Here is an 11,939-nt window from a genome sequence, read left to right as displayed (position 1 = left end):
TAAACATAATGCATGAGAGGTTATCAATCGGTTATCGACGCAGATAAATCGACTATCGCAGTCGCTGAGCCAGCCTTGTAGGTTAGAGAAAACAAGTGGTTGCGATTTGAACAAATTTTCTCAACTAAGTACAAGCCATAACCGTATGATTCGTTATCGGTACTTTGCTCTTGTTGCTCGACTGGATTGCTGATGGTCACAACGCCTTTGTGGTGATGAATAGTAATGATGCCATCGGTACTGTGTTGAAGTGCATTTCTCAATAAATTAACCAGAATTAAATATACTGCGCCATAGTTATCTGTGACGATACACTTTTCATCTAATTCCGTTTCTATAGAGAGTTTTGTTTCACGCCCCATGAGTAAGTATTCGTTGTCTTTGATGACATTTTCGATAACGTCTGAAAGATGTATTTCTGTATATTCAAGGGGTTGAGCGTCTTTCTTCGAGAGCCAAAGTAGTGCCTTTACGAGGATGTTCATATTCTTAATCGCGTAGTCGATTCTATGATTAACTTTGGTAACTTTTGGGCTTGTGTCGAGCCTTTCTACTAGTTCCACGCTGGATGATATGATCGCAATAGGCGTTCGTAGCTCATGACTCATCGTATTTAAGAAGAACTCCTCCTTATCAATAAGCTCTTTTTGCTTCTGATTACTTTCTTGGTAGCTTTTAGCAATAGCTATCATTTCTCGATATTTGATTTTGTCATCGGGAATGGCTTTGCTTGGTGTATCCAACCAGCTGGACAGTGCTCGAACTGGACTTAGCAGAGTGCGATAAATCAGAATGAAAATGATGGTGAAACTGAAAAGCACGGCGCAGGCTATGATGATGATAAGGGAGGTGTTCGCGCCAAAGATGGTCTCATCGTAGCGCATCTCTTCCTCTATACTCTCTTGGTACTCCGAGACTATATATAAATAACCGCGCTGGTCTTGTAGTTCGTACTTTAATGCATAAGCGTAAATCTTTTGTTTCTCATCGTTGTGTAGTGAACGTTCGTGTAGTTTGCCTGGCTGCATCTTTGCCCAAGGAAATCCTTTCTTGAGATACAGTGGAATGTCATCGATAGCGCTGTAAGTTGCAATGATTTTACTTTGCGTATCCTTTGCTAATGATTGTTCCAGATTATGCTCTTCAATAAACTTACCTTGGTAGATCATCATATTACGCGTATCAACACTAATGGCATTACCTAACACCATATAGTTTAGGGCACAGATAAGTAATAAAACAATTACAAGGAAGGCAGTGATAAAAAGGTAAATTCTTTTCTTCAGACTAGGCATCGCCTTGCCCTCGTAATACAAAACCGACTCTAGGAACACTGTGAATTAACGGTCTAGAAAAAGGCTTATCCACACTTTGCCTTAACTTGTGCATTTGGACCTTCAAGTTGTTGGCATTGGTTTCGTCACCCCAAACCTCTTGTTGAAGAGCCTCTTTTGTGACGACTTTTGGGCTGTGTTTCGCAAGTGTCACCAGTAGTTTCCAGCCAAGCGGTGATAGTGTTAATTCGTTGCCGTCTCGATGTGCTTTATGGGTACTGAGATCTAATTTGAGATCATCAACCTGAATAATATTTGAGATACAATTGGTACGTCGTTTTGATAATGCTTTTAAGCGAGCACTGAGTTCTGCCATGGCGAATGGCTTAGTGATGTAATCATCAGTTCCTGAGTCAAAACCTTGGAGCTTATCATTGAGTGAGTCCCTTGCTGTCATCATCAAAATCGACGTGTTAATGCCATTCTCTCTTAGCTGCTGACAGAGAGTGAAGCCATTGAGCTTTGGCAGCATAATATCCAAGACAATCACGTCATACTCATTTTGCATTGCTAGATTAAGTCCCGTTTGTCCGTTATAAGCAAAGTCGCATTCAATGCCATCAAGTGACAGATAGTCGCTTAGTGAGGCTGCTAAAACTTTGTCGTCTTCAATCAGTAGTACAAGCATAAATAACCAAATTACACAGAGTGCTAATGTTCGCATCCTAGCACACTAGTGGTTACCGAACGGTTAGCTAATCTACTTTGGAGCGAATACACGGAAACTTACTCAGCTTTCAAATTCTAAAAGTGTGATATTTATATAATTAATCACCAATTTTATTAAAGTTGTTGCATTTTCTTCAGATAAAGTAACTGAACATTTACATCTAACGTCGGGTCTTCGATAGCTTGGCTTTCAGTTGTCAGTACCAAAGTGCAAGGCTTAAACACCCCTGTAGATGGACATTAATAAATTGCGTTGAGACAATCAGAATGAAAAGAATAATCCTATTAGCCGTTTGTGCCATGTTTGGCATTGCTGTCATGGCGAGTATGGCGTCTACCTACTTTATCTCCAGTCAGAAAATCGATGACATCATCTTGCACAAATCTCAGGTTCAGGCTGAGTTCTTAGCTGAGAATGCAAGTTACATTTTAGAGAACTCAAACCATCCGGTCCAAGATCTCCAAGCGTTAGTTGACCAGTTAAAGCAACGCTCAGATGTAAGTTATGCCATTGTAATCGATAGCAATGTTTCGGCGGTTGCACACAGTGATAAACAAAAGCTAAACAAGAAGTACGAAGATGACTATACAGTGGCGGGTGCAACCAAAGGTGTGCAGCAATACTCGAAGTGGTACGCGGATGTGCAGCAAGTGTGGGTGTTCGATATCATGGCTCCAATCTACGTGAATGGCCAGCTCTACGGCACGTTCGATATCGGTATTCCAATTACGGAAGTGAGCCAAGCAACGAACGGTATTATTAGTTACCAACTTGGTTCAATGATCGTGATATTTGTACTCTGCGTGCTACTACTTTCACTTCTGCTAAGCCACTTAATGCAGCCGTTATCTGTATTGAAAAATGCACTGCATGACATTTCCCAAGGGGAAGGCGATCTGACTGTTCGTTTGCCAACAAAAGGTAATGATGAAGTGGCTCAGATTTCATCAGCATTTAATGTCTTTGTCGAAAAGGTACATGGCATTATTTCGCAAGTGGTGAACACTGGTGTTGCATTGAATGGCTCTGCAACTGCCTTACGTGAGCAATCTCAACAGGCGTTGACTCGTGGGCAGGAGCAAAACGAGCAAACCATGCTGGTGGTGACGTCAATGAATGAAATGATTGCGACGGTTAACGAAATTGCATCGAACGCAGCAGGTGCAGCGAGCGCGGCAAGTACTGCAACGGATGAAACACAAGAAGGCTACAAGACGCTGCAAAAGACCACTACGGCAATCACAAACCTTGAAACCGAGATGAACAGCACGTCCAGCATCATCGTCAGTTTGGCAGATAATACTCAGTCGATCGGTTCAATCCTTGAGGTGATTCGAGGTATCTCAGAACAGACGAACTTGTTGGCACTTAATGCTGCAATTGAGGCTGCTCGTGCAGGGGATGCAGGCCGTGGTTTTGCTGTGGTAGCTGACGAAGTGCGTAACCTTGCGACGAAAACCGCGCAGTCAACCGATGAGATTGACCTGATGATCAAACGCTTGCAAGACGAAGCGCAAAATGCCGTGAGTTCGGTGGGGAACAGTAAAGCTCTTATCGAAGAAGGAACTGCGGAGACGGAACTTGCGCGACAAGCACTAGAAGCAATTTCTAAGCAGGTAATGACCATTTTGGATATTAATACTCAGGTTGCAACGGCAACAGAACAACAATCGACGGTAGCTAACGAGATCAACATGAACATGGATACGGTGAGCAACTCAGTGAAGCTCGGTCTAAATGCAAGTGAGCAATTAGAGCAATCGAGTCAACAACTGGCTGAGCTTTCGCAAACGCTTGATCATTATGTCGGATCGTTCAAAATCTAACCTACAACAAGCATGCAAAAGGCGACCATCGAGTCGCCTTTTTGTTTGCCGATACGCACACAAAGTGTGGTTAAGGGGTGATGTTACTAAAGGTCACTGCTTGAATTTCGCCTTGCGCTGTTCGTTCGACATTATCCACTTTGCCTTGGAAATAATAAGGCGTGAAATCGGATTGCCCTTTGCTCGCATTTGCATAATACAAAGTTACTGGCTGATGGTTTAGTGCACCAGACGTTAAGGTGCCAATCAATGCGTGCTCGAATTGATGATAACCATTGCCCCAATGAAACGCTTTGGTTGACTTTGGATCGAGACCGACGCCCCCATATTGATGATCAACCCATGCATCCATAAAAGTACGTGTGGTGTATGGCAGTACATTTCCCACCTTGTTATCTAAAATGGCAAGTGTCATTGCTGATTGGTCAAGCTCTGCCCATTCCCAAGAAGAGCTGCCGTTAGAATAAGGGCGGCTTTGCCAAGCAGGGATGGATTGATTCGCCCATTCGCTTTGCAGTTCGGGAGAAAAAAAAGCGCTAACTGGTTCAAACTGTTGTTGATATTGCGCTCGCTCTAATGTCGTTCGCATGCCTTGTTTCGCAAATTGTTTCCAATCGGCATTGTTTATTTGTTCTGCGACAAGGTAAGTCATCCAATACGCTTTAATGGTGTGACCGAAATCGTTATGTTTGGCGTTTGGCTGCATGACGGCTTTATGATGAATGGCACCGTAGAAGCGTTGCTCTTTATCTGAGTGATAATGTTGAACTAATGTATTTGTTAACCAGGTCAGGTCACTGAGCCACTTCGTTCGATGTGGCTCAGGCAATAGGGGAGCGACCAAAAGCATATAGCCGTTAATTTGGTCTAATTGTGCAACCAACTCATGCTGTTTTGCACTTTGCTCATCTCCATCTTGTAAAACCCAAGCAAGTCCTACTTCATCGTTTAGTCTGTAGTTATCAAAGATAAATTTTTGCTGATCAATAAGTACTTTTTCTACCAGAGGATCGCCCGTTAGGTAGTAATACATTGCAAGTCCAACGAGTGCGTAAGCTTGGTCTTGCGAAGTTCTCTGTGTCCACTTTAAACCAGCTTGTTTGTTTTGCGTGAACGAAATAAAGCCGCCACGCTCTTTGTCTTGCAATTCATTGATTAGGTAATAAGCCCCTTGTTTCGCTAGTTCAAGCGCTTGAGTGTCTCCAGTTAGGTGGAAAAGCACCCCATAGGCGTAGGTTTGGCGCGACTTCATCCGCGTATATTCACGACCAAAATAAGGAGTAATCCAACCTCGATCTAACTCAGGACAAACATTGGCTGTATTCAGTTTGCGACCATCGTTGCAGCGGAAAGTGGGGAAGTTTCCAACAGGTTCTCCGTAAGCTTTCTTATCCATCCAGTAAGGGGCTAAGCCTGTTGTGATGTGGTTTAGCCATGTCTGTGTAGATGGAAAGGTCGTTGATGCCGCATTATTTGCAATCGCGTCTTGGGAAACAGTTTCGTTTGAAGCTGAGTTTTCAATTGTCGCCGCCAGTGACAACGAACTGGTGGCGAGAGAGAACGCTATTATTAACGACTTTGTCGAAAAAGACATAAAGCAAGTCCTTGAAAGAAAAGAAAGAGTATATCGGTTGGTGACCTCTACAAACCGTTGAATCTCTCCGGTTTTCCATTCCCTCTGCTGACAAGCTTGTCAGTCTTTTTTGATGGAGCGAGCGGGGTTACCAGCAACGCGGTCTCTCGGAGCCACATCTTTCGTTACGACAGATCCAGCACCAATGACAGCTTCTTCTCCAATCGTCACGCCCGGCATAATGATCGCACCACCAATCCATACTTTATCTTTTATGGTTACAGGTTTTGCAGTTTCATCACCAGCAAGGCGTTGCTCTGTCTCTAAAGCATGCGCAGCGGTGTAGATTTGAACTCGCGGACCAATCATCACGTTCGCGCCAATAGTTACCTGTCCGTTGTCTATGATGATGGCATCCCAATTAATGTAAGTATGCGAGCCCACTGAAAGGTTGCATCCATACGTCAATTGCAACGGGGTTTGGATACAAGCACCATCACCAAGATTGACGCCTATTTCAACGAGAAGTGCATGACGCTTTGCTGCATTGGGTTCATGGTTGAAGTTGAAAATGAGCTCACATGTGCGCTCCCGCATGAGCTGAAGTTCTTCGTCCAGACAGTTATAAACCTTTCCTGAACGCATAAGTTCGAGTGCTGACATCTTTTTGCCCTTACTGCTTAAATAGTGCGACAAAGTGAGCAATATAAAGCGCGCGTTATACAAGTGGAAATAGAGAACCGCAAAATCAGAATATGGTCACTTAATAACGCTTCTTAACATCGACTTCATAAACAACTCAACATTAAACCGTTGAATGTACGGGAGGTTGTACTAGGTTTTATATGTGAGCTTTGCGTTGCAGAGTGGGGCTCTAAAACATCCACTTGTGTAATGCGCGGACAATGACTGTGCTTGGAAAAATTGACACGTTATCCATCATCAGATGATGGGAATATGACGTGAAACCAAAGGGATAAACAGTGAATAATTCAAATGAAAATCTTGAGAAAATACTGGCGAAAGCGTTCACCACATCTTTGATACGATTCTCAATCACGACGCTTATCGTTATTGTGTGCTGGTGGGCATTCTTACCTTTTTTACCTATTTTGCTCTGGGCGTTAGTCCTTGCTATTGCGCTTTATCCAGTCAAACTTTTTATTGAAAGAAAACTCGGATTAAGCTCCGCGCGCTCGGCAACATTGATCGCGATTATTGGTGTGCTGATTCTCGGCACGCCAACAGCAATGGTGGGCAACTCTTTTGCTTCTAAAACCTTAGGTGCGTTTGAGTCTTACCGAGATGGCACTTTGGTAATCACCAAGCCAGCAGACAGTGTGAAAACCTGGCCGTTGGTCGGTGAAAAAGTTCATGCGGTTTGGTATGAAGCGGCGGACGATCTACCAACTTTTATTGAAAAGCGTCAGCCACAAATTAAAGGGTTCTTTAGTTGGTTTGTTGACAGTGCGACAGGTGCGGCGAAAAGTGTGTTTATGCTGATTGGTGCGATTATTATTGCGGGGATCATGCTTGCTTGGGCACAACCTGCGGTTAAGTCGATACGTAAGATCTTCATTAGTTTTACCGATGAAGTAAGAGGTCCGGATTTGCACCAACTTACCACTGCAACTATCAGGCAAGTCGCCGTGGGCATCATTGGTATTGCTTTCTTAACAGCAATGGCATTTGGCGGTGTCGTTGCATTATCCGGCGTACCTGCCGCAGCCTTGTTTACACTTATCGCACTAGTCTTCGCTATCGTTCAACTTCCGGTCACTATTATTGCTTTAGTCGCCGTTGGTTTATTGTGGGCGGGGGACAGCGGAACGGTTCATAACGTGATCTTTACCATCTTACTGATCGCCGCTAGCTTGATTGATAACTTCTTAAAACCATTGATTCTCGGGCGAGGGTTAGAAGTCCCGATGCCTATTGTCCTTATTGGTGCCGTTGGCGGCATGATGTCCGGCGGTATACTGGGTATGTTTATTGGCGCTGCATTCTTAGCTGCTGGTTATCAGGTGTTTATGAAGTGGGTCGATACGGAAACTCAGGACGTTGTTGATGTCGTAGAGAGTGAAGAGTTTCAGGAAGAGAAAACAGAAGCTAAAGAGTCCAAGGATTAAGTTAGTTATGAATAGGCAGTTAGACCGTGGGATCGCACAAGCCCATGTGAAGTGCGCTTGTTGATAGTCATTTGAGCAACTAGAAGGTCGCTGTTCTAGTTGCTTGTGAATGCAAATAATCAGCGCTGGAAACTTAACGATTAGTCGTAAACGGACAAACAACCTTTTAGTTTTCGTAAATACTGTTTCAATTTATAAATCATTGTTTGATGTTTTTCAGAGGCGTAACGTTAATTGCGTTGCTTAAGTAAATCGCAACGTTATGTTTTTATTGGAAAAAGGAAATGGATATGGCTTACGAAGGCTACAAAACATTTACTGCAAAACAAGAAGAAGCCGTTCTTTATGTTACGTTTGATTTTGGAACGGTAAACGTACAAGGGCAGGAAATGTTGACGGATTTGAACGGTTTAGCGCTACGTCTGGAACGTGACCGTAACGTTAAAGTGGTTGTATTCCAATCTGCTAATCCAGAAATTTGGGTTTGTCATTACGACACCGAATTGCTGAAAGAAATGTCGACAGAAGCGGTTTCACGTGAAGAAGCGAAATTGCTTGACCTTCAATCAGTGTTAGAAAGGATCAGCAAGCTACCACAAGCAACGATTGCTAAGTTGGAGGGATTTGCCCGTGGTGGTGGTCATGAATTAGCATTGGCATGTGATATGCGCTTTGCCGCACGCGGTAAATACAAATTTATGCAGATGGAAGTTGGCATGGGCATCTTACCGTGCGGTGGTGGCGCATCTCGGATGGCACGCCAGGTTGGTTTAGGACGTGCTCTAGAAATCATCTTGAGTGCTCGCGACTTCGATGCGGACGAAGTAGAAGCGTACGGCACCATAAACAAAGCGTTGGAGCCTGATAAGATTGGTCCTTATGTTGATGAGTTAGCGCAGCGAATTTCTAAGTTCCCAGCTGAATCTATTAATGCATGTAAGCAAATGGTGTACGAGTCAATCGATAAGCCAATCGATGAAGCGTTGAAAGCCGAAGCTTACTGGCTTTACCAAGCAACCAGCAAAACGCCAGCGGTTAAGCGTTTCCAAATTGCCGATGACCAAGGTTTAGAGCACGATATCGAAAACCAAAGAAACTGGGAAGAACTGGTTATGAAGGTGCAAGACATTAACTGATCATTCATAGCTTGATTGTCGATATAAGATTAAAGGCGAGTTTTTTGGCTCGCCTTCAATTGACGAGTAAATTTGGCTCTGCTTGCTGTCGCTCATGTAAACCAGACGATTATCAGTGACAATTCTAGAAAATGGCTAGATTTGTTTGAAAATTCATCAGTTTAGGCATTAAGTTTTTGCCGTGTCGGTCAATATTTTTAATTAATAGAATCGATTGTGTCGATCAATCAAATCGATCGATAGAAATTTACTGTTGATTGATAAAAATATTTATCCGTAACGACACCTTTTGATCATCGAACAGTATACAATTATGCGTATAATCGCCGCTTCTTAAATGCATCAAGTTCAAATCTTGATCAGAATTGCAGTGAATGAAAGCTAAACGGATTTTAGTTGTTGAATTAGGGATAGGGAGAGTGGGTTAATCTAGGACAGTTGTAATGAGTTGGGGCATCAAAGTAGTATTTTTAATTTCGGTATTATTGCTAACGGAATTACTCGCCACAAAACTAACCGCCATCAATAACGAAAAAGAATCTGAACAAGTTATCAGTGCTATCAATAAAGAGATGAAAGTCATCTTTAATGACGCATTGATTACGGCTGAAGTATTGAAAGAAGTTGTGGTGCTTTCTAAGAACCATGACATGTCATCAGCAGAGTTTAATAAACTTAGTCGTAAGCTTTTATCCACTTATACCAATGTGGATGCCTTGTTATACCTTCCAAAAGGGGTCGTGCAATATGCTTATCCCTACGACGAGCATAAAGCGGCAATTGGTCACAACGTTCTTGAAGACCAAACACGAAAACTTGGGGCAAACCAGTCTGTAAACTGTAAGAAAAACACGATTATAGGTCCCGTCACCTTAGTTCAAAATGGTAAGCAAGCATTCATCCTCAGAAAAGGTATCTCAGACGATGCTAATTTCATTGGTTTTTCTTCTTCCGTTATCTATTTAGAATCAATCGTTAGCAAACTAGAGCAAGTATTAAACCAAAACCACGTGAATCGTTACTCTGTTGTTGGCTATGATCCTGATAACAGCAACTATTATGACAAAGTGATCAGCTCTAAAGGTGAGATTGATTGTGACATTCATACTGGCGTCGTGACGATTTTTAACACCAATTGGCAAATCTCAATATCGCCAGAGGACAGTGGCTTGATCCCACGAGTGGTTATTTTTGCCACTTTGTTGACGCTACTAATATTGGTGACAACACCGGTGAGGTACTTCAACAAGTTTCGTCATTCAGAAATGCAGCGAGATAGCCTGCAAAATGAAGCGCATACCGATTACTTAACTGGACTCCTAAACCGTCGTGGTCTTGAGACCAAGTTTGAGGTGTTAAGAAAAGAGAATACGGCAGGCTCAATTGCTGTGTTTGATATCGATTTTTTTAAGAGCATTAATGATACTTATGGTCATGAGGTGGGGGACATCGTATTAGCTCAGTTCTCTAAGCTATGCGAAGCAAACACGAGCCATGATTTCACTCTTTCTCGCACTGGTGGTGAGGAATTTATGTTGTTGATGCCAAACACTAACGCTCGACAAGCATACCTATACTGCGAGCGAGTAAGAAAAACAGTGGCGAATACGCCCGTGTTTATCAATGATATGTACATTGATATCACGGTAAGTATTGGGGTCGCCTATTTTGACGGCACAGACTCTCTAAAAGACGCATTAAGAGAAGCGGACCGAGCGTTATACAAAGCGAAAAACTCAGGACGAAATCAAGTGTGTTGGACTCGTTAAGAATGAAGTCTCAAATAGTATGCCTATAGCTTTACTTGATGTCTGAGAAGACTCACAGATATTAGGTTATCAGCTTGTAAACAAAGCCTTGTTTTTGTTTAACTTTAAGAGTGGATCGAAGTGAATTGAAGGTGCAATACAATGCTATGGATAGTGACCAAGTACTTAACCACGGCGGCAATCGTCGTATTAATTTCTGAAGTGGCGAAAAGAAGTGACAAACTTGGTGCCTTGGTAGCAGCCTTACCAACGGTGACTATTTTGGCGCTGGTATGGATGTATATTGAAGGTCAAGGCACAGAAAAACTGTCCAACCACGCTTTCTACACGTTTTGGTTTGTCGTGCCGACGTTGCCAATGTTTTTACTCTTCCCGTATTTGCTAACCAAATACTCCTTTTGGCTGACACTATTAATCAGCTGCGTAGTATCGGTAGCTTGTTTTGCTTTGACAAACTTAGTAGCAAAGCAATTCGGAATCAATTTGCTGTGACAAGGTTTTTCTGGCTCCCAACCTGACATACCAGCGTTTACCTTAATAGATTCGCTATCTGCTGTGGTAAAGCGTGAAATAAATGCAACGCTTGCTGATAACAACACAAGCGCATCGCACTTCAATCATCGACTTCAACAATGACCCGAAACATACGGTATTTATTGGCTTCGTTGTTAGTGGTTAGGTCACAGGATTACTTATATTAGGTTGAACGCAACAAAATAGGGTCGTTGAGAAAAATGAACAACACTTGTCAAAATAAGAGCTTTGGCGTTTTACATCCTGGTGTTCGCTACCGAGTTAAAAAAGAATTTTATGATTATAACGGTGAGCGGTATCAAGTTGATGAGGAAATGGTGTTTATTGACCATAACTTCGTTCCTTATGAAAGTGGTTTATCACTCTTTTTCCGAACACATAACCGAGACCTTCAGATCATGCTTTGCAATCGGGAGGGCTTACAACAACACATCGTTCATGAGCTAGGTACTTATTTTGAACGACAGCAATAAATTTAGTTAAAGGTGAACTGGAAAACCAAAATGAGTTGTGAAGATTGTTCAGATGCCGCGAGAAAAATAAACAACCCTAAAGATTTGGCGAATGCAATGTGCTTTCTCAATGAAAGAACGGAGGCTAAAACGCTTAAATACTTGGGTTACGGCAGTTGGGGTGAGCCTTTTTCTCAGATGATAAATCGGAAAGGGTGGAATGATTTAATCTGTAACTACTTTGCCTGTCGAACCTGTGGTCAAGTATTCAATCTATATGCTGAAACCTACCACGGTTCGGGAGGAGCCATCGCCGCGATCGATTCGATTGCAGGAAAGCTGTTCATCGATGAATTTGTTACTTCTCAGATTGACGAGGATTGAAAGCATAAGATGCTGTTGTTTGTCCTTATCTTGCTCTTTACGGCTTTATCAGTGCGTGGCTCGGTGGTAGGGACTTGTACGCAGGGAGACGATAGCCGTTTTTTCAGCTCTGGTAGTTATACCCAAGTAACC

11 protein-coding genes are annotated in these 11,939 nt (G+C 42.7%); 7 read left to right on the top strand and 4 right to left on the bottom strand.

Translation table 11 applies throughout. The features are described from left to right. Positions 1 to 23 precede the first annotated feature (23 nt). Entirely contained in the window at positions 24 to 1,295 is a 1,272-nt protein-coding gene (locus tag VHA02S_RS09850; RefSeq protein WP_038897532.1) for a sensor histidine kinase, read from the bottom strand. Continuing rightward, on the bottom strand, positions 1,288 to 1,962 hold the full coding sequence (locus VHA02S_RS09845) for a response regulator transcription factor (RefSeq protein WP_101960690.1): 675 nt from the start codon (positions 1,960 to 1,962) through the stop codon (positions 1,288 to 1,290). The genes VHA02S_RS09850 and VHA02S_RS09845 overlap by 8 nt, the downstream gene beginning before the upstream one ends. A gap of 308 nt (positions 1,963 to 2,270) precedes the next feature. On the opposite strand from VHA02S_RS09845, the gene VHA02S_RS09840 reads away from it, so the two are divergent. Then, a complete protein-coding gene (locus VHA02S_RS09840; RefSeq protein ID WP_080640337.1) occupies positions 2,271 to 3,830 on the top strand; it encodes a methyl-accepting chemotaxis protein in 1,560 nt (519 codons plus the stop codon). 70 nt (positions 3,831 to 3,900) lie between these two features. Here VHA02S_RS09840 and VHA02S_RS09835 read toward each other — a convergent pair whose 3' ends face one another. Together VHA02S_RS09835 and VHA02S_RS09830 are read right to left on the bottom strand one after the other, a co-directional pair. Beyond that, positions 3,901 to 5,424, bottom strand: a complete 1,524-nt coding sequence (locus VHA02S_RS09835; RefSeq protein ID WP_038897534.1) for an AGE family epimerase/isomerase — start codon at positions 5,422 to 5,424, stop codon at positions 3,901 to 3,903. Positions 5,425 to 5,523: 99 nt separating this feature from the next. Next, positions 5,524 to 6,066, bottom strand: a complete 543-nt coding sequence (locus VHA02S_RS09830) for a sugar O-acetyltransferase (RefSeq protein ID WP_038897535.1) — start codon at positions 6,064 to 6,066, stop codon at positions 5,524 to 5,526. Between the two features lie 320 nt (positions 6,067 to 6,386). On the opposite strand from VHA02S_RS09830, the gene VHA02S_RS09825 reads away from it, so the two are divergent. The 6 genes from VHA02S_RS09825 to VHA02S_RS09800 all read left to right on the top strand — a co-directional run bounded on the left by VHA02S_RS09825 (position 6,387) and on the right by VHA02S_RS09800 (position 11,807). Continuing rightward, a complete protein-coding gene (locus VHA02S_RS09825) occupies positions 6,387 to 7,532 on the top strand; it encodes an AI-2E family transporter (protein ID WP_038897536.1) in 1,146 nt (381 codons plus the stop codon). Positions 7,533 to 7,822: 290 nt separating this feature from the next. Beyond that, a complete protein-coding gene (locus VHA02S_RS09820) occupies positions 7,823 to 8,668 on the top strand; it encodes an enoyl-CoA hydratase/isomerase family protein (RefSeq protein WP_038897537.1) in 846 nt (281 codons plus the stop codon). A 443-nt stretch (positions 8,669 to 9,111) separates the two neighbouring features. After that, positions 9,112 to 10,437, top strand: coding sequence for a sensor domain-containing diguanylate cyclase (locus VHA02S_RS09815; protein WP_009696279.1), 1,326 nt, complete (start codon positions 9,112 to 9,114; stop codon positions 10,435 to 10,437). A 141-nt stretch (positions 10,438 to 10,578) separates the two neighbouring features. Next, a complete protein-coding gene (locus VHA02S_RS09810; RefSeq protein ID WP_005447099.1) occupies positions 10,579 to 10,929 on the top strand; it encodes a DUF3147 family protein in 351 nt (116 codons plus the stop codon). Between the two features lie 242 nt (positions 10,930 to 11,171). Then, the gene (locus tag VHA02S_RS09805) at positions 11,172 to 11,444 is read left to right on the top strand and encodes a DUF3601 domain-containing protein (RefSeq protein WP_038897538.1); all 273 of its coding nucleotides are present in this window, start codon (positions 11,172 to 11,174) and stop codon (positions 11,442 to 11,444) included. A gap of 30 nt (positions 11,445 to 11,474) precedes the next feature. Next, positions 11,475 to 11,807, top strand: coding sequence for a hypothetical protein (locus tag VHA02S_RS09800; RefSeq protein WP_005447096.1), 333 nt, complete (start codon positions 11,475 to 11,477; stop codon positions 11,805 to 11,807). Positions 11,808 to 11,939: the final 132 nt, after the last annotated feature.

It is taken from the genome of Vibrio harveyi NBRC 15634 = ATCC 14126 = KCTC 12724, assembly GCF_001591145.1.
GTDB classification, from domain to species: Bacteria; Pseudomonadota; Gammaproteobacteria; order Enterobacterales; family Vibrionaceae; genus Vibrio; species Vibrio harveyi.
Note: the sequence above shows the minus strand (reverse complement) of the source record. Positions and strands in the feature narration are given on the sequence as shown.

Excerpts from the sequence above, each read along its gene's own strand:
- VHA02S_RS09850 (WP_038897532.1), bottom strand. The coding sequence starts at position 1,295 with ATGCCTAGTCTGAAGAAAAGAATTTACCTTTTTATCACTGCCTTCCTT.
- VHA02S_RS09845 (WP_101960690.1), bottom strand. The coding sequence starts at position 1,962 with ATGCTTGTACTACTGATTGAAGACGACAAAGTTTTAGCAGCCTCACTA.
- VHA02S_RS09840 (WP_080640337.1), top strand. The coding sequence starts at position 2,271 with ATGAAAAGAATAATCCTATTAGCCGTTTGTGCCATGTTTGGCATTGCT.
- VHA02S_RS09835 (WP_038897534.1), bottom strand. The coding sequence starts at position 5,424 with ATGTCTTTTTCGACAAAGTCGTTAATAATAGCGTTCTCTCTCGCCACC.
- VHA02S_RS09830 (WP_038897535.1), bottom strand. The coding sequence starts at position 6,066 with ATGTCAGCACTCGAACTTATGCGTTCAGGAAAGGTTTATAACTGTCTG.
- VHA02S_RS09820 (WP_038897537.1), top strand. The coding sequence starts at position 7,823 with ATGGCTTACGAAGGCTACAAAACATTTACTGCAAAACAAGAAGAAGCC.
- VHA02S_RS09815 (WP_009696279.1), top strand. The coding sequence starts at position 9,112 with ATGAGTTGGGGCATCAAAGTAGTATTTTTAATTTCGGTATTATTGCTA.
- VHA02S_RS09810 (WP_005447099.1), top strand. The coding sequence starts at position 10,579 with ATGCTATGGATAGTGACCAAGTACTTAACCACGGCGGCAATCGTCGTA.
- VHA02S_RS09805 (WP_038897538.1), top strand. The coding sequence starts at position 11,172 with ATGAACAACACTTGTCAAAATAAGAGCTTTGGCGTTTTACATCCTGGT.
- VHA02S_RS09800 (WP_005447096.1), top strand. The coding sequence starts at position 11,475 with ATGAGTTGTGAAGATTGTTCAGATGCCGCGAGAAAAATAAACAACCCT.